Source organism: Pantoea sp. XAF26B01_ASV70 (genome assembly GCF_054512635.1).
Genome location: NZ_CM137251.1, coordinates 2092705 through 2114948, shown reverse-complemented (window position 1 = coordinate 2114948; position 22244 = coordinate 2092705). Strand labels below are relative to the sequence as shown.

The 22244-nt window shown below is 56.1% G+C and carries 18 protein-coding genes; 11 read left to right on the top strand and 7 right to left on the bottom strand.

Going from position 1 to position 22244, the window contains the following annotated elements; genetic code table 11:
* Positions 1-153 precede the first annotated feature (153 nt).
* Together ACX8ZY_RS09860 and uspE are read left to right on the top strand one after the other, a co-directional pair.
* On the top strand, positions 154-906 hold the full coding sequence (locus ACX8ZY_RS09860; RefSeq protein ID WP_010244686.1) for an FNR family transcription factor: 753 nt from the start codon (positions 154-156) through the stop codon (positions 904-906).
* 117 nt (positions 907-1023) lie between these two features.
* Complete coding sequence (gene uspE / locus ACX8ZY_RS09855) at positions 1024-1980, top strand: universal stress protein UspE (protein ID WP_010244683.1); 957 nt, start codon at positions 1024-1026, stop codon at positions 1978-1980.
* 46 nt (positions 1981-2026) lie between these two features.
* Here uspE and pntB read toward each other — a convergent pair whose 3' ends face one another.
* Positions 2027-3415, bottom strand: a complete 1389-nt coding sequence (pntB, locus tag ACX8ZY_RS09850) for a Re/Si-specific NAD(P)(+) transhydrogenase subunit beta (RefSeq protein WP_010670206.1) — start codon at positions 3413-3415, stop codon at positions 2027-2029.
* 3 nt (positions 3416-3418) lie between these two features.
* The gene (pntA, locus tag ACX8ZY_RS09845; RefSeq protein WP_010670207.1) at positions 3419-4951 is read right to left on the bottom strand and encodes a Re/Si-specific NAD(P)(+) transhydrogenase subunit alpha; all 1533 of its coding nucleotides are present in this window, start codon (positions 4949-4951) and stop codon (positions 3419-3421) included.
* Positions 4952-5491: 540 nt separating this feature from the next.
* Between pntA and ydgH the strand changes: the two genes are divergently transcribed.
* Both ydgH and ACX8ZY_RS09835 read left to right on the top strand, forming a co-directional pair.
* Positions 5492-6445: a DUF1471 family protein YdgH gene (gene ydgH, locus ACX8ZY_RS09840; RefSeq protein ID WP_010244673.1), complete on the top strand. Its 954-nt coding sequence runs from the start codon at positions 5492-5494 to the stop codon at positions 6443-6445.
* A 206-nt stretch (positions 6446-6651) separates the two neighbouring features.
* On the top strand, positions 6652-8043 hold the full coding sequence (locus ACX8ZY_RS09835) for a basic amino acid/polyamine antiporter (protein ID WP_010244671.1): 1392 nt from the start codon (positions 6652-6654) through the stop codon (positions 8041-8043).
* A gap of 142 nt (positions 8044-8185) precedes the next feature.
* On the opposite strand, the gene ACX8ZY_RS09830 is transcribed toward ACX8ZY_RS09835, so the two are convergent.
* A complete protein-coding gene (locus tag ACX8ZY_RS09830) occupies positions 8186-8599 on the bottom strand; it encodes a hypothetical protein (RefSeq protein WP_010244668.1) in 414 nt (137 codons plus the stop codon).
* A gap of 178 nt (positions 8600-8777) precedes the next feature.
* On the opposite strand from ACX8ZY_RS09830, the gene rstA reads away from it, so the two are divergent.
* The 6 genes from rstA to ACX8ZY_RS09800 all read left to right on the top strand — a co-directional run bounded on the left by rstA (position 8778) and on the right by ACX8ZY_RS09800 (position 14082).
* Positions 8778-9503, top strand: a complete 726-nt coding sequence (rstA, locus tag ACX8ZY_RS09825; protein ID WP_010244666.1) for a two-component system response regulator RstA — start codon at positions 8778-8780, stop codon at positions 9501-9503.
* Positions 9500-10801, top strand: coding sequence for a two-component system sensor histidine kinase RstB (gene rstB / locus ACX8ZY_RS09820; RefSeq protein ID WP_421665373.1), 1302 nt, complete (start codon positions 9500-9502; stop codon positions 10799-10801). Before rstA ends, rstB begins: the two co-directional genes overlap by 4 nt.
* A gap of 19 nt (positions 10802-10820) precedes the next feature.
* Positions 10821-12308 (top strand): carboxypeptidase M32, encoded by a 1488-nt coding sequence (locus ACX8ZY_RS09815; RefSeq protein ID WP_421665372.1) that lies wholly within the window; start codon positions 10821-10823, stop codon positions 12306-12308.
* Positions 12309-12467: 159 nt separating this feature from the next.
* The gene (asr, locus tag ACX8ZY_RS09810) at positions 12468-12995 is read left to right on the top strand and encodes an acid resistance repetitive basic protein Asr (protein ID WP_071785070.1); all 528 of its coding nucleotides are present in this window, start codon (positions 12468-12470) and stop codon (positions 12993-12995) included.
* An 81-nt stretch (positions 12996-13076) separates the two neighbouring features.
* On the top strand, positions 13077-13157 hold the full coding sequence (gene ydgU / locus ACX8ZY_RS09805) for a small membrane protein YdgU (protein ID WP_010244657.1): 81 nt from the start codon (positions 13077-13079) through the stop codon (positions 13155-13157).
* Positions 13158-13272: 115 nt separating this feature from the next.
* On the top strand, positions 13273-14082 hold the full coding sequence (locus tag ACX8ZY_RS09800; protein WP_010670211.1) for a trypsin-like serine peptidase: 810 nt from the start codon (positions 13273-13275) through the stop codon (positions 14080-14082).
* A gap of 58 nt (positions 14083-14140) precedes the next feature.
* Here ACX8ZY_RS09800 and hrpA read toward each other — a convergent pair whose 3' ends face one another.
* Positions 14141-18043, bottom strand: coding sequence for an ATP-dependent RNA helicase HrpA (gene hrpA, locus ACX8ZY_RS09795; protein WP_421665371.1), 3903 nt, complete (start codon positions 18041-18043; stop codon positions 14141-14143).
* Between the two features lie 258 nt (positions 18044-18301).
* Between hrpA and azoR the strand changes: the two genes are divergently transcribed.
* Positions 18302-18901 (top strand): FMN-dependent NADH-azoreductase, encoded by a 600-nt coding sequence (azoR, locus tag ACX8ZY_RS09790; protein WP_010244651.1) that lies wholly within the window; start codon positions 18302-18304, stop codon positions 18899-18901.
* 64 nt (positions 18902-18965) lie between these two features.
* Here the strand turns inward: azoR and ACX8ZY_RS09785 are convergent, their stop codons facing one another.
* From ACX8ZY_RS09785 to ACX8ZY_RS09775, 3 genes are read right to left on the bottom strand one after another with little or no spacing between them, the layout of a single operon-like run.
* Positions 18966-19304, bottom strand: a complete 339-nt coding sequence (locus tag ACX8ZY_RS09785) for a YdbL family probable chaperone protein (RefSeq protein ID WP_010244649.1) — start codon at positions 19302-19304, stop codon at positions 18966-18968.
* Between the two features lie 11 nt (positions 19305-19315).
* Positions 19316-19504 carry a YnbE family lipoprotein gene (locus ACX8ZY_RS09780; protein ID WP_009090058.1) on the bottom strand — a complete coding sequence of 63 codons (189 nt, stop codon included), beginning with the start codon at positions 19502-19504 and terminating at the stop codon, positions 19316-19318.
* Positions 19501-22131 carry a YdbH family protein gene (locus ACX8ZY_RS09775; RefSeq protein ID WP_421665370.1) on the bottom strand — a complete coding sequence of 877 codons (2631 nt, stop codon included), beginning with the start codon at positions 22129-22131 and terminating at the stop codon, positions 19501-19503. Before ACX8ZY_RS09775 ends, ACX8ZY_RS09780 begins: the two co-directional genes overlap by 4 nt.
* Between the last annotated feature and the right edge of the window lie 113 nt (positions 22132-22244).

Below are 22244 nucleotides of genomic sequence, written 5' to 3'. Positions count from 1 at the left end.
CCCTGTCGGGATTCTGAGAAGCCCGTCACATCAGCGTTTGTCGTTGTGTGCTTAGTCCATAATATTTGTAAGTGTAAAACTGCTCGGATGAGTTCCCTTCAGCACAAAAAATGTTAAAATTGACCCCAGTCAATAATCGTCGAGCAAACCATTATGATCCCTGAAAAACGCAGCATTCGTCGTATTCAGTCGGGCGGTTGTGCCATTCACTGCCAGGATTGCAGCATCAGTCAGCTCTGCATCCCCTTTACGCTAAATGAACATGAGCTGGATCAGCTCGACAATATCATTGAGCGTAAAAAACCCATTCAGAAAGGGCAAACGCTTTTCAAAGCAGGCGATGAACTCAAGTCTCTGTATGCGATTCGCTCCGGCACCATTAAAAGCTACACCATCACTGAACAGGGTGATGAGCAGATCACCGGTTTCCATCTGGCGGGCGATTTAGTCGGCTTTGACGCGATTATGGGCTCCAGCCACCCCAGCTTTGCGCAGGCGCTGGAAACGGCAATGGTGTGTGAGATTCCTTTTGAAACGCTTGATGATTTGTCGGGCAAAATGCCGGCCCTGCGTCAGCAGATGATGCGTCTGATGAGCGGTGAAATCAAAGGCGATCAGGACATGATCCTGCTGCTGTCGAAGAAAAATGCTGAAGAGCGCCTGGCGGCGTTTATCTGGAATCTTTCCCGTCGCTTTGGCCAGCGCGGCTTTTCACAGCGCGAATTCCGCCTCACCATGACGCGTGGCGATATCGGTAATTACCTGGGCCTGACGGTTGAAACCATCAGCCGCCTGCTGGGGCGTTTTCAGAAGTCCGGTATGCTGGCGGTGAAAGGCAAGTACATCACGATTGAAAACCATGCCCTGCTGGAAGAGCTCGCGGGTCAGAGCCACCAGGCCGCCTGATCCTCAGCCGGATCAATAAATCTTATTTTGTTGATCCGGCAGTAACTTTTTCACTTCTTCCGCTGTGCAACATAGGCTATCTTTATTCCAGTCGCTCTGGTTTAAGGAGAACGCCTCATGTCCCAGTACCAAAATGTTCTGGTCGCCATTGATGCCCAGCAAGACGATCAGCCCGCGCTGCGACGTGCGGTCTATCTGAATCAACGTCTTGGCGGAAGAATTAAAGCCTTCCTGCCTATCTATGACTTCTCATATGAGATGACCACCCTGCTTTCGCCGGATGAGCGCGCGTCGATGCGCCAGGGCGTGATCAGCCAGCGTACCGAATGGATCCGCGAGCAGGCCCGCGCTTACCTTGATGCCGGTGTCGAAATTGACATCAAAGTGATCTGGCACAACCGTCCCTACGAAGCCATTATTCAGGAAGTGCTCGCCCATCAGCATGACCTGGTGCTGAAGATGGCGCATCAGCACGATCGCCTTGAGTCAGTGATTTTCACTCCAACCGACTGGCACCTGCTGCGTAAATGCCCGTGTCCGGTGTGGATGGTCAAAGATCAGCCGTGGCCGGAAGGCGGTAAAGCGATTGTCGCGGTCAATCTTGCCAGCGAAGAGCCGCATCACGATGGCCTGAATCAGAAGCTGATTCGTGAAACGGTGATCCTGGCGGAAAAGGTGAATCAGACTGAAGTGCATCTGGTCGGTGCTTACCCGATTACCCCTATCAATATTGCTATCGAACTGCCCGATTTTGATCCCAGCGTCTACAACGACGCGATCCGTGGTCAGCATCTGGTGGCAATGAAAGCGCTACGGCAGAAGTTCTCGATTGGTGAAGAGTTCACCCATGTGGCTAAGGGCCTGCCGGAAGAGGTCATCCCCGATCTGGCGGCACATCTGGGAGCTGGTGTGGTGGTGCTGGGCACGATTGGACGCACCGGACTGTCGGCGGCATTCCTCGGCAATACGGCGGAACAGGTGATTGATCATCTGCGTTGCGATCTGCTGGCGCTTAAGCCGGACGATTTCAAATCGCCGATTGACCTGGATGATGAAGAGGATGAGGAGGATTAATCCTCCTCAGAAACAGAGAGGGCGGCTGATTAGCCGCCCTTTTTTATTACAGCGCTTTAAGAATCGCTTCCACGCTGGCTTTGGCATCGCCAAACAGCATCTGGCTATTCTCTTTGAAGAACAGCGGATTCTGCACCCCGGCATAGCCGGTGTTCATTGAGCGTTTGAACACTATCACGTTGTGCGCCTTCCACACTTCCAGCACCGGCATGCCCGCAATCGGACTGCGGGGATCATCCTGCGCCGCCGGGTTGACCGTGTCGTTAGCGCCAATGACCAGCACCGTGTCGGTGTCGCTGAAATCGTCGTTGATCTCATCCATCTCCAGCACCACGTCATAAGGCACTTTCGCCTCTGCCAGCAGCACGTTCATGTGACCCGGCAGACGCCCCGCCACCGGATGGATACCGAAGCGCACTTTGATGCCAAGCGCACGCAGTCGGGCAGTCATTTCCGCGACCGGATACTGCGCCTGCGCTACCGCCATGCCGTAGCCTGGTGTGATAATCACCGAGCTGGAAGCCTTGAGCATCTCAGCGGTCTCTTCAGCCGTAATCTCACGATGCTCGCCCGCTTCCTGACTTTCATCGCCACTGCTGGCTTCAGTACCAAAGCCGCCCGCGATCACGCTGATAAACGAACGGTTCATCGCTTTACACATAATGTAGGAGAGGATCGCACCGGATGACCCCACCAGCGCACCGGTCACAATCAGCAGATCGTTGCTCAACATGAAACCAGCAGCGGCGGCGGCCCAGCCTGAATAGGAGTTAAGCATCGACACCACGACCGGCATATCCGCGCCGCCAATCGACGCGACGAGATGCCAGCCAAACGCCAGCGCAATGACCGTCATCAGCAAGAGTGCAAACACCTGCACAGCCGTGCTGCTGGTGTTAACAAACCACAACAGCAGCAGGAACGAAACCACCAGCGCCAGCAGATTCAGCTTGTGACGATGCGGTAACGCTAACGGCCGTGAAGAGATTTTGCCGCACAGTTTGCCAAACGCCACCAGCGAGCCGGTGAAGGTGACGGCACCGATAAAGATACCGATAAACACTTCGCTGAGATGGATATTCTCCATCACCGCTGGCAGGCCAGGCGCATGGTCGATATAGCTGTTGATGCCCACCAGCACTGCGGCCAGGCCAACAAAGCTGTGCAGAATCGCCACCAGCTCTGGCATTTCCGTCATTTCGACTTTCTTCGCCAGACGAATGCCGATAGCGCCGCCGATGACCATCGCCAGCAGGATCCAGACCACATTACCGCTGTCCGGGCCAAATATGGTGGCGATCAGCGCAATCGCCATACCGCTGATACCGAAAATATTACCCCGCTTTGAGGTCTCATGACGCGAAAGACCAGCAAGGCTACAGATGAACAGAATCGCAGCCACAATATAGGCTGCAGTGACTAATCCGCCAGACATGTGTTACCCCTTACGAAACATTTTCAGCATGCGCTGGGTGACGGTGAAGCCACCAAAGATATTGATGCTGGCAATCAGCACGGCAATAAAGGAGATAAAGGTGACCCAGCCACCGTGGCCCATCTGCAAGACCGCACCGATAACGATGATGCCGGAAATGGCATTGGTTACGGACATCAGCGGTGTATGCAGCGCATGACTGACGTTCCAGACCACGTAATACCCCACCACGCAGGCGAGCGCGAACACGGTAAAATGGGAGAGGAAGTCGGCCGGTGCCACGTTTGCCAGGCAGCCAAACAGCACAATAGCCAGGGCGATCAGCAGATATTTACGCCACGGTGAAACGGGCTTCGCCTCAATCTTTTCTGACGGTTTCGCGGCGGCAGCGGCAGCCTGTGGCGCGGCGGAGACCTGAATCGGCGGGGCTGGCCAGGTCACTTCGCCATCGCGTACCACGGTGACGCCACGCACCACCACATCTTCGAAATCGACCTGGATTTCGCCATTCTTCTCTTTACACAGCAGCTTGATCAGATTGACCAGATTGGTGCCGTAGAGCTGGGAGGATTGTGTCGCCAGACGGCTGGGCAGATCGGTGTAACCGATGATTTTCACGCCATTCGGCGTGACGGTAACCTGGTCAGCGACGGTCAGCGCGCAGTTGCCGCCGGTCTGCGCCGCCAGATCAACAATGACGCTGCCCGGCTTCATGCTGGCGACCATCTCTTCGGTGATCAGTTTCGGAGCCGGTTTGCCTGGGATCAGCGCCGTGGTGACAATGATGTCCACGTCTCTGGCCTGACTGGCAAACAGCGCCATCTCAGCTTTGATGAAAGCCTCGGACATGACTTTGGCATAGCCGTCGCCGCTGCCCGCTTCCTCTTCAAAGTCGAGCTCGAGGAATTCGGCGCCCATACTCTGCACCTGCTCTTTGACTTCGGGACGGGTATCAAACGCCCGGACAATCGCGCCCAGGCTGCCCGCTGCGCCAATCGCGGCCAGCCCGGCAACACCGGCCCCAATCACCATCACTTTTGCCGGTGGCACTTTACCGGCTGCGGTGATCTGACCGGTAAAGAAGCGACCAAATTCATGGGCGGCTTCGACAATGGCGCGATAACCGGCAATGTTCGCCATAGAGCTCAGGGCATCCAGCGACTGCGCCCGTGAAATACGCGGCACTGAATCCATTGCCATTACCGTGACCTGACGTGCGGCCAGTTTTGACAGCAGTTCGGGATTCTGTGCGGGCCAGATAAAACTGACCAGCGTGCTGCCCGCACGCGTCAGCGCAATCTCTTCGTCATCCGGCGCATTCACCTTCAGCACGATATCGGACTGCCAGACCTGCTCTCTGTCGCTGAGTGTGGCACCGGCTGCGATATAGCTTTCATCATCGAAGCTGGCGCGTTTACCGGCGTCATGCTCAAGGGTGACGCTGAAACCCAGCTTGATGAGTTGTTCCACGGTCTTAGGCGTGGCGGCCACGCGCGACTCGTTTGGCAACCTTTCCTTGGGTATTCCAATTAACATAGTGTTTCCTTTCATCGGTTAAAGGATGATGGCCCGAACCTGCACCACGAGAGCGCGACTGAAACGCGATTTCAGCCGCTTTTGGACGAAACGCAGGTATTTCAAAGTGTTTATAACCTACTGAAAATGTGACGAGCGATCTACAGCGACTAGGCAGAGTGATGACATTCACCCAATTATGCAGTGTTCTGTTAAGAAACCTGCGTTATCCCACTGCAAAATAGTCTCACAGGCAGATAATCTGCCAGAGATAATTGTACCCGGACGAATTAATCAACAACAAAAACCTTTATTTAACAATGCATTAACTATTTTATCGCTAACAGTTACCGCTTTTAGTGGTAACTATCACTAAAACTGGCCATAACTGCGTTTGATGACAAACAAATGAAAAAATCATGGTTGAATAACGCGATCTGACACAAAAAATCGCTGCGACAGTCTGTTTATAACATGCAATAATCAGCGGCTATTCTGTTATACATCAAGAGTCCAGCACGTTTTCGTACTCATTTTTGCGTAAGGCGAAGGATTATTTTTATGAAGCTGAAGAACACTATTCTGGCGACCACTCTGTTGTCCCTGCTGGCAGCCAACGCATTCGCTGCGCAGGAACTTACGCCAGAAAAAGCGGCCGCGTTGAAGCCATTCGAACGTATTAATATCACCGGCCGTTTCAACGCAATTGGCGACGCTGCCGATGCGGTATCTAAGCGTGCAGATCAGATGGGCGCGGCCTCTTATTACATCCAGGCGATCAACGACAGCAACGGTAACAGCGGTAACTGGCGCGTTACGGCTGACCTCTATAAAGCCGATGCCCCGGCAGCCACAGAGTCAACGACTTACCGTCGTTTCAACGGCGTAAACGAACTGCCAAAAGCAGAAGCATATAAACTCGAACCCTTTGATACCGTTTCGGTCAGCGGCTTCTTTGCCAGCCAGCCGGATGTAAACGACGCAATTTCGAAAGCCGCAAAACAGAAAGGCGCAGCCTCCTTCTTTATCGTTCGCCAGATCGATGCCAACAGCGGCGGCAATCAGTATGTCACCGCCTATGTCTATAAAGCGGATGCTAAAGAGCGCGCGGTGCAGACACCGAATGCGATTCCTGCCGATTCAGAAGCGGGTAAAGCCGCACTGGCAACCGGTGGCGCTGCGGCGGCTAACGTAGAGATTCCAGGCGTGGCCTCGTCTGAAACGCCAAGCAACAAAGTGGGCCGTTTCTTCGAAACCCAAAGCTCTACCGGCAAGCGCTATACCGTTAATCTGCCAAACGGCAAATCGGTGCAGGAAGTGAATGCCATTACTGCTGCGCAGATGCAGCCGTTCGATACCGTAACCTTCACCGGTCACTTCGGTACGCCAACTGAGATTTCAGAAGAAGTGGCGAAGCGTGCGGCGGACAAAGGTGCCAAGTTCTACCACGTTACCCGTCAGTGGCAGAACCAGAGTGGCGGTAACCTGACCGTCACGGCTGACCTGTTTAAGTAATCCTCCTCAGGGCGGCGCCTGCCGCCCTGCTGTTTGCATAATTCCTGCGCTGTTTTGCATAGTCACGCATTGCCATCCCCTGCCACACTCCGTAAAATCCTCCGCCTGTTTTACCGGATATTGTCCCTGTATTGTGCCTTTGGTGTGACATAACCCAGCGACAGAATCCGATTTACCCAGCCATATATGCTAGCGGGAAGGTTGTTTTGGAGAAAAAATTAGGTCTCGGTGCGCTGACGGCGCTGGTGCTCAGCTCTATGCTGGGCGCAGGCGTGTTCAGTCTGCCGCAAAATATGGCTGCAGTGGCCGGTCCGGCGGCGCTGCTGCTGGGCTGGCTGATTACCGGCGTCGGCATCATCTTTCTGTCGCTGGCGATGCTGCTGCTGACCCGCCTTAAACCCGAGCTGGATGGCGGCATCTTTACCTATGCCCGTGCCGGTTTCGGCGAGCTGATGGGCTTCTGCTCCGCGTGGGGCTACTGGCTGTGCGCCGTGATCGCCAACGTCTCCTATCTGGTGATTGTCTTCTCTGCCCTGAGCTTCTTCACCGATACGCCGGACCGGATTATCTTTGGCGATGGCAACACCTGGCAGGCGATGCTGGGTGCCTCCGTGCTGTTGTGGCTGGTTCACTGGCTGGTGCTGCGCGGCGTTCAGACCGCTGCCAGCATTAATCTGATGGCGACGCTCGGCAAGCTGGTGCCGCTGCTGCTGTTTATTGTGCTGGCGGTGATGGCGTTCAACTATGATCGCTTCCGCTTTGACTTTTCCGGCATCACGCTGGGGCAACCGCTATGGGAGCAGGTCAAGCAGACCATGCTGATTACCCTGTGGGTCTTTATTGGCGTCGAGGGGGCGGTGGTGGTCTCTGCACGCGCGCGCCAGAAAAAGGATGTGGGCCGGGCTACATTATTCGCCGTGCTGGCAGCGTTGCTGGTCTATCTGCTGGTGACACTGCTGTCGCTTGGCGTGGTTCCACGTGCTGAACTGGCTCAGATGCGTAACCCCTCCATGGCGGGATTGATGACCCGACTGATGGGCAACTGGGGCGATGCGGTGATTGCGGTGGGTCTGGTTATCTCGGTGTGCGGTGCCTATCTGAGCTGGACGATTATGGCCGCTGAAGTGCCCCTGATTGCTGCGCAACAGGGTGCATTTCCACGCAGTATCGCCCGGCAAAACCGCCATAACGCGCCAGCCGCCTCACTGTGGCTGACCAACGGCAGTATTCAGCTCTGCCTGATCCTGATTGCCCTGACCGGTGCGAACTACAACAACCTGCTGACCATCGCCTCTGAGATGATTCTGGTGCCCTATCTGCTGGTGGGGTTATATCTGATCAAAGTGGTACGCGGACAGCATAAGCCGCTGGCGATGGCGACCGGTATCGGTGCCAGCCTGTATGGCATCTGGCTGCTTTACGCCTCGGGGCCATTGCACCTGATGATGTCTGTGGTGCTCTATACACCGGGCCTGCTGCTGTTTCTGTTTGCACGACGCGGTGGCCGCGCAGAGTTTGCGCTGACTTCGCTGGAGCGGATTGCAATGGGGTTGCTGATTGCCGCGACGCTGCCCGCCGTGTGGCAGCTGACGACTTAGCGCCTGGCCCGGCAGGCGTAATGGTTGCAGGCACTCCGGACCCGGCCAGCGCGTAGCAACCAGGCGTACAGATAGTACGTGAGGATGGTGAGCACTGCCCAGGTTCAGACTGAGAAATCAGATAGCCTGATGGGAGAGGCTATCAGTGCGACTGCACAGGTATTGAGACACACAGCAGGTCATCCTGCTGTGTCAGATTCAGCGGCCTGGAATATTCATGATGGATCGCGTCCAGCTGCTCCGCCGAAAGCGGATAAGGAAGCTGAATATCGAAGCGACTAATCTGCTGTTGTTCCGCAAGGGTAATCAGGCGTGCGATATTAATTTCGTCGCTGACCTGAGTAGAAATGATTTGTAATGCTAATTCTTTTAACGGGTCGTCACTGCCCTGTAAGCGGTGTGCCGATTTACGTGTCACCATGCCAAATATCGGCATCACACCATAAATAGCATCGACGAAGCTCCAGCGCTTTTTGCAGGAAGCGGAGAGAAAGTCACTGTAATTGAAGCAGATGCGGTCGGGGTATATGGCTGATGCCAGCTCTTTATCAGACACACTAACGCTCCTCATGATAATCATCAATATCCCAAACCTGGCGCAAAAAGGCCGCGCTAATGATTGCACATTTTGCCGGTTATATACCAGCAAGCCACGGATATTTCGTGCGGTAACGTAGAGCTCAGGACCAGGAAAAGATATGCTTCCGTCCATCCCTGTCTCTGCTTTGTGAACTATGAACAAAATTGTTTATGTAGAAGATGAACCCGAAGTGGGCTCACTGATTGCGGCCTATCTGGGTCGTCATGATATTGAGGTGATTGTCGAGATGCGCGGCGACCGTGCTGAAGCGGTCATTGCCGAACAGCAGCCCGATCTGGTGATGCTGGATATCATGTTGCCAGGCAAAGATGGCATGACTATCTGCCGTGACCTGCGGGCCAACTGGCAGGGGCCGATCGTGCTGCTCACCTCACTGGACAGCGACATGAACCATATTCTGGCCCTGGAGATGGGTGCGCAGGATTACATTCTGAAAACCACGCCGCCGGCGGTACTGCTGGCCCGCCTGCGCCTTCATCTGCGTCAGTCGCAGCAGGGACAGCCGGACGATGCGCCCAGCGCACCCGCCGCCAACCGTATGCTGCGTTTTGGCTCGCTGACCATCGATGCGCTGAACCGCCAGGTCACGCTGTTTGACGAGCAGATCGCCCTTTCCACCGCGGATTTCGATCTGCTGTGGGTACTCGCCAGCCATGCAGGCCAGACGCTTAACCGTGATGCGCTGCTGAAAACGTTGCGCGGGGTCAGCTATGACGGCCTTGACCGCAGCATCGACGTGGCCATCTCCCGGTTGCGCAAAAAGCTGCACGACAGCGCCACCGAGCCGTTCCGCATTAAAACCATTCGTAACAAAGGTTATCTGTTTGCGCCCCAGGCCTGGGATACCCGCGGACTATGAGAAAGCTTTTTATTCAGTTTTATCTGCTGCTGTTTGTCTGCTTTCTGGTGATGGCGCTGCTGGTGGGGCTGGTCTACAAGTTCACCGCTGAACGTGCGGGCCGCCAGTCAATGAATGACCTGATGGCCAGTTCGCTCTACCTGATCCGCAGCGAACTGCGCGAGATCCCGCCGCGTGACTGGAATAAAACCATCAAGAGTCTCGATCTCGGCCTGTCGTTCGACCTGCACATCGAGCCGATGAATAAATATCAGCTTGATGAAGGCAACATGCGTCGGTTGCGCGCCGGAGAGATCGTGGCGCTCGACGATCAATACACCTTTTTGCAGCACATTCCGCGCAGCCACTACGTATTGTCAGTCGGGCCGATTCCCTATCTCTTCTATCTGCATCAGATGCGACTGCTGGATATTGCCCTGCTGATCTTTATAGGGATGTCACTGGCGCTGCCGGTGTTTATCTGGCTGCGCCCCCACTGGCAGGAGATGCAGCGACTGGAAAAAGCGGCTCAGCGCTTTGGCCGTGGCGAGCTGGACGTGCGCACCCATTTCGACAGCACCTCCAGCCTTTTCCGGCTCGGTATCGCCTTTAACCAGATGGCCGAGAACATCAATACGCTGGTTGCCAGTAAGAAGCAGTTGATTGACGGTATTGCGCATGAGCTGCGCACACCGCTGGTGCGCCTGCGTTACCGGCTGGAGATGAGCGACAACCTCACGGATGGCGAACGGGTGGCGCTGAATCGCGATATCGGCCAGCTAGAAAGCCTGATTGAGGAGCTGCTGACCTATGCGCGTCTTGATCGGCCGCGCGTCGATCTCAATCTGAAAACACTGGATTTGGCCAACTGGCTGCGCGAGCGGCTTGACGATTTCCGCACTATCAATCCCGACGTGCGACTCGACCTTGAGCTGCCGCAGCGTGAAAACATCGGCATTTCTGATACCCGCCTGATGGAGCGGGTACTGGATAACCTGGTGAACAATGCGCTGCGTTATGCGCAACAGCGGCTGCGCGTCAGTTTGTGGTTCGACGGTCCGATAGGGTGTCTGCAGGTGGAAGATGACGGTCCCGGCATTCCGCCTGAAGAGCGTGAACGGGTTTTCGAACCCTTTGTCCGGCTGGACCCCAGCCGCGATCGCGCTACAGGTGGCTGCGGACTGGGACTTGCGATTGTGCACTCTATTGCCCAGGCGCTGAGCGGCAATGTGACTATTGAATCCAGTCCGCTGGGCGGCGCCAGCGTTCGCTTTTGCTGGCCGGTTGATCTAACCTTGCGGGGAATTCCGCTGCGTTAAAAACCACAAGGAGTCTTACGTGACCTCAGCGTATCAACAACTTACCAAGACGTTCCAGCGCCTTTCCCGTTTCAGCCACGTCACGGCCATCGCCGGATGTGACATGCAAACCACCATGCCGCCAGGCGGCAGTCAGGCGCGTGGTGAAGCGCTGGCCGAAATGAGCGTGTTGCAGCACCAGATCCTCACTGCCCCTCGGGTTGGTGAGTGGCTCAGGGCCGCAGAGCAGCAGTCACTCAACGATGTTGAGCGGGCCAATCTCAACGAGATGCAGCGCGCTTACCAGCAGGCCACTCTGCTGCCTGATGATTTTGTTGAAGCCAAATCAATCGCCGGTTCGGTATGTGAACATGCATGGCGCACTCAGCGTCCGGCCAACGACTGGCAGGGCTTCGCCGCCAATCTCAAAGAGGTGGTGCGTCTGAGCCGCGAAGAGGCCCAGCGCCGCGCCGACGCCACTGGCTGCTCGCGTTACGATGCGCTGCTGGATCTTTATGAGCCGGGGATGACCCGCGTCCGGCTGGATGAAACCTTTGGCGAACTGAAAACCTGGCTGCCCGATCTGTTACAGCAGGTCGTGGAAAAACAGGCGAAACAGACTGTTGTCACGCCGCAGGGACCGTTCGCCCTGCCTGCTCAGCGTCAGCTCGGCCTGAGCATCATGGAAACGCTGGGTTTCGACTTTAACCATGGCCGGCTGGATATCAGTGCGCATCCCTTCTGCGGTGGCGTGCCGGAAGATGTGCGCATTACCACCCGTTACAACGAGAATGAGTTTCTCAGCGCCCTGATGGGCGTGATCCACGAAACCGGCCACGCCCGCTATGAGCAGAATCTGCCGCAGCAGTGGCGCGGGCAGCCGGTGGCGCTGGCGCGCTCCACCGCTATCCACGAATCACAAAGCCTGTTTATGGAGATGCAGCTTGGTCGCAGCCGCGAATTCCTGCAGCGCATTCTGCCGCAGGTGATCGCCACCTTTGGCGATCAGCCTGCCCTGCAGGCGGATAATTTTGTGCGCCTGACCCAGCAGGTTAAGCCTGGACTGATCCGGGTTGACGCCGATGAGCTCAGCTATCCGGCGCATGTCATTCTGCGCTATGAAATCGAGCAGGCGCTGATTGAAGGCGAGATTGAGGTTGAGGATATCCCGGCGCTGTGGGATGAGAAAATGATGCAGTCGCTGGGTCTGGATACCCGGGGTAACTACCGCGATGGCTGTATGCAGGATATCCACTGGACCGACGGCGCCTTTGGCTACTTCCCGACCTATACGCTGGGCGCGATGTACGCCGCACAGCTGTTCCGCTCGGTACATCTTGCGATTCCTCAGCTCAGCGAGCTGATTCAGCACGGTGAGCTGCAGCCGGTATTCGACTGGCTGCAACAGAACATCTGGCAGCACGGCAGCCGTTTCTCTACCGATCAGCTGCTGATCAACGCCACCGGCGAAGCGCTGAATCCGGCTTTCTTCCGCCAGCACCTTGAACAACGTTACCTGAATAGCTAAGCTCTCGGGCGGTCTGCTGACCGCCCTTTCCCGCCTTTGTACAATCGGTTACACGCCGATACCAAACACCCACGGACACCGTTCATTGATATCCCTATAGTCTCTTCACCGGCCCCGCAGTGGGCTACACATGAAAAAATAGTCTTCGAGGGATTTGCAATGAAAAAATTATTTGCACTGGTTGTCGCCGCTGCTATGGGTATGTCTTCTGTTGCTTTCGCTGCTGACACCACAGCTGCTCCAGCTGCTGCGCCAGCCGCAACAACCACTACTACCGCTGCAGCACCGGCTAAAACCGTTCACAAAACTGCGCACAAGAAACACCATAAAGCGGCTCAGAAAGCGCAGGCTGCTAAGAAACACCACAAAAAAGCTGTGAAAAAAGATGCCGCGCAGAAAGCGCAGGCTGCTAAAAAAGTTCACCACAAAAAAGTAGCTAAACCTGCTGCACAGAAAGCGCAGGCTGCTAAAAAAGTTCACCACAAAAAAGTCACTAAACCAGCTGCTCAGAAAGCCCAGGCCGCTAAAAAAGTTCACCACAAAAAAGCCACTCAGCCAGCCGCTCAGAAAGCCCAGGCTGCTAAAAAAGTTCACCACAAAAAAGTAGCTAAACCAGCTGCACAGAAAGCTCAGGCTGCTAAAAAAGTTCACCACAAAAAAGTTGTGAAACCAGCAGCTAAAAACTAAGGTCGCCTTCAGCGCACGGCCACGAGATGATGATTAAAAACACCCGGTTCTGCCGGGTGTTTCTTTACTGGAGTGGATGATATGGTGCGTCGCTATCGCTTCGAAATTATTCTGCTGGTGATGATCCTGTGTGGCATTGTTGCAGCAAGCTTTTTTGTTTAACCGCTGTAGCGTACTGATTAACCAATAAAACTCCCTTTTTCAACGCTCACCGACTATAGTTACCGTACTTACGTAATAACAATAACGTTAATTTTTTCTCGCCATTGAGATTTCTATGCGCCTGGCTACCCTGTTAATGGTTGGACTCTTCAGCTTTGCCACCACGGTTCATGCCGATGATGACGATGACTCGCCTACTCCTGCTGAAATTAAGATGCTGTTTTTCGGTAAGGATCATCGCCAGGCAATCACCGATATTACCGCTGCCCCCTGGGATGCCATTGGTCAGCTGGAAACCGAAAGCGGCAACCTCTGTACTGCCACACTCATCTCTCCGCATCTGGCGCTGACCGCCGGACACTGCCTGCTTGCCCCGCCGGGTAATTTCGATAAGCCGGTTGCGCTGCGATTTATGGCCAGCGATAAAGGCTGGCGCTACGAGCTTCATGATATTGATGCGCGGGTTGAACCCTCGCTGGCGTCAAAGTTAAAAGCGGATGGTGAAGGCTGGATCGTGCCGAGCAGTGCAGCCCCCTATGATTACGGCATCGTGATTTTACGCAATCCGCCCTCAGCGATTACGCCTATTCCGCTGTTCGATGGCTCACGCAGCGATCTCACTGCGGCGCTGAAGCTGACCGGACGCAAAGTGACGCAGGCAGGCTATCCGGCTGATCATCTGGACACGCTTTACTCCCACAGCGATTGCCTGATCACCGGCTGGGCGCAGCGCGCCGTGTTGTCGCATCAGTGTGACACCCTGCCAGGTGACAGTGGTTCGCCACTGCTGCTCAATAGCGATAAAGGCTGGCAGTTAATCGCGGTACAAAGCTCAGCACCGGCAGCGAAAGATCGCTATCTGGCTGATAACCGCGCGATTTCGGTCACCTCGTTTAAAGATAAGCTGGAATCCCTCGCGCAGTAGTCCGCACTCTCACTCCCCATCATCGGATGCGCGCCGGTTACGGCGCGCATCCCGGCGTTTAACCCGCTATCTGCTCCATCATCTGCAGAATACGCTTATCTGAGATGGGATAAGGCGTACCCAGCTGCTGAGCAAAGTAACTGATTCGCAGCTCTTCGATCATCCAGCGGATGCTCTGCACCTCTTCATCATCCTGACGCTGCGGCGGCAACTTGTTGCGCCACGCCTGATAAGCCTGCTCCACTGCCTGCACTTTTAACATCCGCGCACGATCGCTGTGCGGATCGGCAGGCAGTTTTTCCAGTCGGCGCTCAATCCCATGCAGATAACGCAGCGTATCGGCCAGTCGCTGCCAGCCGTTGCCGGTGACAAAGCCGCGATAAACCAGGCCACTTAACTGCGCTTTGATGTCAGATAACGCCAGCGCCATGGTCATATCGACCCGGCCCTTCAGACGCTTATTAATGTTGAAGACTGCCGTCAGGATCTGCTCGACCTGCTTCGCGATGGCCACCACGGTTTCGTTAAGTTCGCCGCGCACTTTGTCACGCAACTGCTCAAAAGAGGTTTGATCCCAGGCCGGTCCGCCCGCTTCCCCCATCAGCTTGTCGATGCCACAGGCGATGCAGTCGTCAATCAGCTCCAGCACTTTGCCATAAGGGTTAAAGTAAAGTCCGAGCTTGGCTTTGTTCGGCAGCTTCTCGTGCAGATACTTAACCGGTGACGGCACGTTCAGCAGCAGCAGACGACGCTGACCGCGCCACATCATTTTTTGCTGCTCCTGCTCGCTGTCAAACAGACGAATGGCGACGCTCTCTTTCTCGTCGACCAGCGCAGGCCAGGCTTTAACCTGGTAGCTGCCGCGCTTCTGTTCATAACTGCGTGGCAGATCGCCAAAACTCCAGATATGCAGCCCGCTCTGCTCCAGCCCGTCATCCGCCACTTTCGACAGCGTTTCCTGCACTTTGTCTTTCAGCTGTGCCTTAAGCGCAGTGAGATCTTTGCCTTCCAGTAGCTTACGATTGTGCTCGTCGACTACCCGGAACGTCATTTTCAGATGATCGGGCACCTGTTCCCACTGCCAGTTTTCCCGCTCCAGCGTGACGCCGGTCATGCGGCGGAATTCCCGCGCCAGCGCATCAGGCAGCGGCATCTCCATCGCTTTCACCCTTCCTAAAAACGCCTCGGCGTAGTTGGGCGCCGGCACCAGGTTACGGCGCAGCGGCTTGGGCAGAGACTTAATCAGTGCGATGATCAGTTCACGGCGCACACCGGGGATCTGCCACTCAAAACCGCTATCCTCTACCTGGTTCAGCAGCGGCAGCGGAATATGTACCGTCACGCCATCCGCATCTGCGCCAGGCTCAAACTGATAACTCAGCTTAAGTTTGAGGTTGCCCTGATGCCAGAAGTTGGGGTAGTCGAGCTGACTGACTTTATCCGCACCCTCTTTGATCAGCATCTGCTTGTCGAAATTCAGCAGTTCTGCGTTTTCGCGACTGGCCTGTTTCCACCAGCTGTCGAAATGCTTCGCCGAGACCACCTCTTTGCCAATGCGCTGGTCATAAAAAGCAAACAGCGTTTCGTCATCGACCAGAATGTCGCGACGACGGGATTTGTGTTCCAGATCTTCCACTTCGCTGCGCAGCTTCTGGTTTGCGCGGAAGAAGGCGTGTCGGGTCTGCCAGTCGCCCTCCACCAGCGCGTGACGAATAAACAGTTCACGGCTCAGGGTGGGATCGATGCTGCCATAGTTAACTTTACGGGCGGCGACAATCGGCAGGCCATAGAGCGTGACTTTTTCGGTGGCCATCACTGCGCCCTGCGATTTCTCCCAGTGCGGTTCACTGTAGCTACGCTTGATCAGATGCTGTGCCAGCGGCTCAATCCACTCCGGTTCAATACGGCCCGCCGTGCGGCCCCACAGGCGGCTGGTCTCGACCAGTTCCGCCACCATGGTCCACTTCGGCGGCTTTTTAAACAGCCCGGAGCCAGGGAAGATCGCGAAGCGGGTATTGCGCGCGCCGGTATACTCCTGCTTATCGGTGTCTTTCTGCCCGATATGCGACAGCAGACCGCTTAACAGCGCGCAGTGGACGGGCTGCAGCTCAGCCGGTTCACTGTTAACCGGAATGCCAAGTTCACGCACCACCTGCCGCAGCTGGGTGTAGATATCCTGCCATTCCCGCACGCGCAGATAGTTAAGGAAATCGCTTTTGCACTGGCGGCGGAAAACATTACCGGACAGCGCTTTCTGCTGCTCCGCCAGGTAGTTCCAGAGGTTCACATAGGCGAGGAAGTCGGAGTCTTTGTCGGCAAAGCGCCGGTGCTTTTCATCGGACGCCTGTTTTTTATCTGCCGGACGCTCACGCGGATCCTGAATCGACAGGCCTGCGGTGATAATCATCACTTCACGCACGCAGCCAAATTTCTGCGCTTCCAGCACCATCCGCGCCAGGCGGGGATCCACCGGCAGCTGCGCCAGCTGACGCCCGGAACCGGTAAGCTTGTAGTGACCGGTCTCTTCGTTCAGGGTCAGCGCGCCCAGCTCTTCCAGCAGGCGGACGCCATCCTGGATATTGCGCTTATCGGGCGCTTCCACAAACGGGAAGGCGGCGATATCGCCGAGGCCCAGCGAGGTCATCTGCAGGATGACTGACGCCAGGTTGGTGCGCAGGATTTCAGGATCGGTAAAGGCCGGACGACTCAGGAAGTCATCTTCCGCGTAGAGACGGATACAGATACCGTCTGAAACGCGGCCGCAACGCCCTTTACGCTGGTTGGCAGACGCCTGTGATATCGGTTCAATCGGCAGGCGCTGCACTTTGGTACGGAAACTGTAACGACTGATACGCGCCGTACCGGGATCGATCACATATTTAATTCCAGGCACCGTCAGCGAGGTTTCCGCGACGTTGGTCGCCAGCACGATACGACGGCCACTGTGCGACTGAAACACCCGGTTCTGTTCGGCGTTCGACAGCCGTGCATAGAGCGGCAGCACTTCGGTGTGTGGCAGATCGCGTTTGTTCAGCGCGTCGGCGGTATCACGTATTTCACGCTCACCACTCATGAAGATCAGGATATCGCCCCGACTTTCCCGGCCCAGCTCATCCACGGCATCAAAAATCGCCTGCAGCTGGTCACGATCGCCATCATCCGCCTCTTCGATCACCGGCCGATAGCGCACTTCAACCGGATAGGTCCGGCCTGAGACTTCAATCACCGGCGCATTATTGAAATGACGCGAGAAACGCTGTGGATCGATGGTGGCGGAAGTGATAATCACTTTCAGATCGGGGCGACGTGGCAGCAGCTCACGCAGATAACCGAGCAGGAAATCGATATTCAGGCTGCGTTCGTGCGCTTCATCAATAATGATGGTGTCATATTGCATCAGCAGACGATCCTGCTGGATCTCCGCCAGCAGAATCCCGTCGGTCATCAGTTTAATCTGCGTCAGGTCACTGACCTGGTCGTTAAACCGTACTTTATAGCCGACGCAGCCGCCCAGCGAAGTGCTGAGCTCATCCGCAATGCGATTCGCCACGGTACGTGCGGCCAGACGGCGCGGCTGCGTATGACCAATCAGACCCGTCACACCACGTCCCAGCGCCAGACAGATTTTCGGCAGCTGCGTGGTTTTACCCGAGCCGGTTTCACCGGCGACAATCACTACCTGGTGATCGCGAATCGCCTCAGCAATATCCTGCTGCTTCTGACTGACCGGCAGATTGTCCGGGAAGGTAATGGCTGGCGTGGCCGCACGGCGCTGGGCCACGCGCTGCTCGGCAGCGATAAAGTCCTGCTCAAGCTCGCTGGCAATGCCCTGCTGTGCCTCGGGATTTTTAGCTTTTCTGGCACCCTGTAAACGGCGCTGTAACCGCTGGCGATCGCGCAGCATTACACCGTCGAGGCGTGACCAGAGCGCTGCCAGTGGGGAAGTATCGGGAGATGACATAATAGTGACGTACCTTACTCAGACGGTGTCGCTGCCTGAAGCAGCGCCCTGCAAGCCGGGATAACCAGCTGATTCAATAAAAAATAATTGCGCGCATCATAGCACATTCTGAACTGTTCCGGCGGCTGGCCCCGGTTACGCTTATTCAATAAATTCGAACATGGGTCTCGAAATATTGCGCTTTCACCGCGCCATCGATAACCGTAGAGTGTAAACCATTGAGCGGAAAGTCTTCCGCGTAACAGACAGGAAACCACCATGAGCAAAGTTTTAGTTCTGAAATCAAGCATTCTTGCAGGCTATTCACAATCAAGCCAGCTCGCTGACTTCTACATCGAACAGGCAAAGGCCCAGGGTAAAGAGGTTACCGTACGTGACCTGGCGGCTAACCCGATCCCGGTACTGGATGGCGAATTAGTGGGTGCAATGCGTCCCTCTGATACCCCGCTGTCACCTCGTCAGCAGGAGGCTCTGGACCTGTCTGATGAACTGATTGCAGAACTGCAGGCTCATGATGAAGTGGTGATTGCCGCGCCAATGTACAACTTCAACATCCCGACGCAGCTGAAAAACTATTTCGACCTGATTGCCCGTGCTGGCGTGACGTTCCGCTACACCGAAGCAGGCCCGGAAGGTCTGGTTAAAGGCAAAACGGCAGTCGTTATCTCCAGCCGTGGCGGCATTCATAAAGATACCCCAACTGACCTGCTGACCCCTTACGTCAAGCTGTTCCTGGGCTTCATCGGCATCACTGACGTTGAGTTCGTGTTTGCTGAAGGCATCGCTTACGGTCCGGAAGTGGCCAGCAAAGCGACCGCTGAAGCGAAAGACGCTATCAAGCAGATCGTGACGGCATAAGTCTCACTCATCTCAGGATGACGCTGTAAAAGACCGGGCCATGCGCCCGGTTTTTTTTCGCCGGTTACTGACTGCTCTCTGCCGTTTTTCTCAGCCACTGACCGTTAATGCCGCGCACATATTCCCCCGCTGCCGCACGGCTCACCAGCTTCTGTCCGGCAATACTGGCGACATCGGCCGTGGAGAGATTATTCTGTTCTGCCAGTCGCTGATACTCCTGCTGACGTCCGGCATTAATACGCTGCACCAGTGCCAGCGTTTCACTATCCTGCGCACGTGCCGCCAGATAGCCGGAGAGCGTTTCACCTGCCCGCCCCGATTGCCGCGCCTGATCCAGCGTCAGTGCCCAGGCAGGCTGCGCCATCGTCAGGGCGAGGAACAGCACCGCGCTTATGCGTTTCATCGTTGCTCTCCTCAGAACAGACCGCTCTGGTTTTTCAGTAGCGCTTCCACGTCTTTATCGACTTTGATGTGGATCTCATGTTCGATTTTCACGTTCATGTTGATGGTGATGGGATCTTTAGGTGCCGTGACTTCAATGCGCGGCACGCAGCCGATGCTCAGCAGTCCGGCCGCCAGAACCAGTAGTGCCCTCAGGCTCATGGTGAAGTGTCCTTGTTGGATGGCAAATTCGCATGTTGCTCTAACCAGGATTGCAAATTATCGCCAAAGCGCAGGCTGCGCCAGAGCTGAAACAGATTTTCCTGATGATGATAGTTGAGATTAACCGTCTGACGACGGTTACTGAACTGGCTGACGCCCTGCACCTGCGCCTCCATGGTGAGGTCGCCAAGATTATCCAGATTGATCGTGGCCCAGCTGCGGGAGACTTCCATATAGCGTAACCAGTCCAGCGCGGCGCCCGTCGCCACGTTATTGCGGGTAATCGCATCCGCCATATCTTTATCCAGCCGGAAGGTCAGCGGACCGCTGTTGGCAATCCACCCTTTCTCCACCAGCCAGTGTGGATTATTGAGCCACAGCGGCAGCTCACCGTTGACCTTGCCCGACATGGCAAACTGTTTAGGTTTCAGCGCCGTCACCAGCTCGCTGAGGCTGATATTGCGCAGCGACACCCGGGCTGGCTCATGCTGCGGCATGCGCAAAGCGGGCAGCGTAATTTGTCCGCCCAGCAGATCAAGGCTGACATCCTGCAACGTCAGCGGCGCCTGTTCGGACCACGGCCAGTTACCCTGCAGGTCAGCGCGAATATTCTGCATCGCAAACTGGTTCTTAACCTCGGCAATGCGCAGTGATACCGGGCCATGCTGACCAAATTGCCATTGCTGCTCATGGAATCTGAACGGCAGCGAGAAGTCGATACCGTTAACCTGGCTGTCAGGCGTCCAGATGCTGCCCTGTTTTACCGTCCAGTGGCCTCCCGCCTGGAAACCCTGTTCACTTGCGGCGGAAAAAGCGACCTGTGCCTGCAAACGGCCGCCCTGGATCTGCATTTTCATGTCGGGGCTGAGCAACGGCTGAAACACCGTCAGCGACTGTGCCGGCCACCAGGCTTGGCCGCGCAGCCGTTCGCCATCCCAGCGGCCGTTAACACGCAGCGGGCCAACCTTGCCCGCCTGTAAACTGCCTCGCCAGATAAAATAGCCGGGATCACGACCTTTAGCCTCAAAGTCGAGCGTGGAGTCTGCCAGATGTCCGCCATAGCTGAAGCGGGTCTCTCCTGCCTGCAGGCGGAAATGCCCATTGAACGCCGGATGCGCCGCATCACGCTGCCAGTTTACCGGTTTAGTCAGTGTCAGACGCGGTTTTGCAACGTTGACACTGCCATACGCCAGCTGATTAAAACCGGTGGACAAGGTATCCAGATGGATCAGGGTGTCGTGCCAGCCGCCCGTGCCTTTAACATCCCAGCGCGCCTGCAGCGGCAGCATCTCGCCACCTCCCCAGTAGCGCCAGTTCCATTCGCCCTTATCGGGCCAGAAATCATTGGCGCGGCCATCGAGATGCAACCGGAAGCGGCCAAAACTGGCATCGTGCGCATTCAGAATGGCCTGCAGGCGGCCATCAATACCCTGCGAGGAGAGTCGTACGCCCGCCAGCGGCCAGCGCGCTTCGTCCACTTCCAGCGTTGACAGCAACCGGCCCCGCAGGCGCAGCAGCGATTTAGGTTGCAGCACCAGTTGAGGATCGAGGATCGAGCCGCTGAGCACGCCCGGAATGGAGCCGTAAAGTTGCAGGTCGGCCAGCTTGCTTTCGCCCGTTAGCTGAAACGGCAGGTTGCTGTTGGTCAGGCTGAGGTTGCCGGGACCGACGCCGAGCACCACGTTGCCCTTGCCGCCGCGTCCCTGGGTCAGCAGGTTAACGCGACCGCTAATCTGGCTACTTTCAAGGCCAGACTGCCAGTTATCCAGCGTCAGGTTAACAAACCCTGATAGCGGCTGAGCCTCCAGCGGCCAGAAGTATTCGCCCTTTTCAATCCGAATCTGATCGCGGCTGATCTGCCACGGCAGTCTGAGAAGCGGCCTGGTCACTTCGGCCATTGCCACGCGTAGCTCGCCCTGCTGCTGCTGCCAGTAAAGCGTCAGCTTCAGGGGATGCGGCAGCGCGTCCAGCGCCAGCTGTCCGGTCACCTCGCCGTTCACCGGCAGATCAGTGGCAAAGGTGGGTAACGCCAGATGACCACTCAGCGTGACGGGTTCAGGAATTGCAGGATGGGTGAGCGTCAGGCGACTGATAGCGAGCTGCTGACCGGTCAGCGTTGCCGCCAGCTGCAGATTATCGCCCTGGTAACTGAGTTGCTGACGATCTTTTTCCAGCGTCAGATCCAGCGCGCCCGCATACGTCTGCCACGGCGTAACGATTAATTTGCCCAGATGAACGTCGGCGCCAGGCAGCATTGCCTGCCATTCGGCCAGCGTTTTGGGGGCTGCCGTGCTGCCATCACTGGCAGGTAATTTTTGCAGGCAGGTGCTATCCAGCGTCAGCTCTGACGCATTCAGTTTCCAGCGCGACTGATGCCAGCCCAGCGATACCCCCTTTACCGTTGCCAGGGAGCAATCCCCTGCGAGATAACGAAGTTGTGGCAACCACAGGCCACCTTCCCGCCAGCGCGGTGCGCCCGACAGCTCAATGCGGGTATCTTCAGGTAGCCAGATGCCGACCAGGCGCGGCAGCCATTGCGTGACAGTCAAGATCAGGCCGAGCAGCAGCAGAATCAGCGCCAGAATGGCGGCCAGCCGTCGCCGGAACATCCGTGGCATAAAAGCCATAATCCTTTTCCTTACAGTATCCTGACAACGATGATGGCATGTAATCTGCCAGAGGTGAAGGTCTGCGCCGGACACAAGTCAGCTGTTTCAGCAAAGTCAGTCAGAAAACGTTA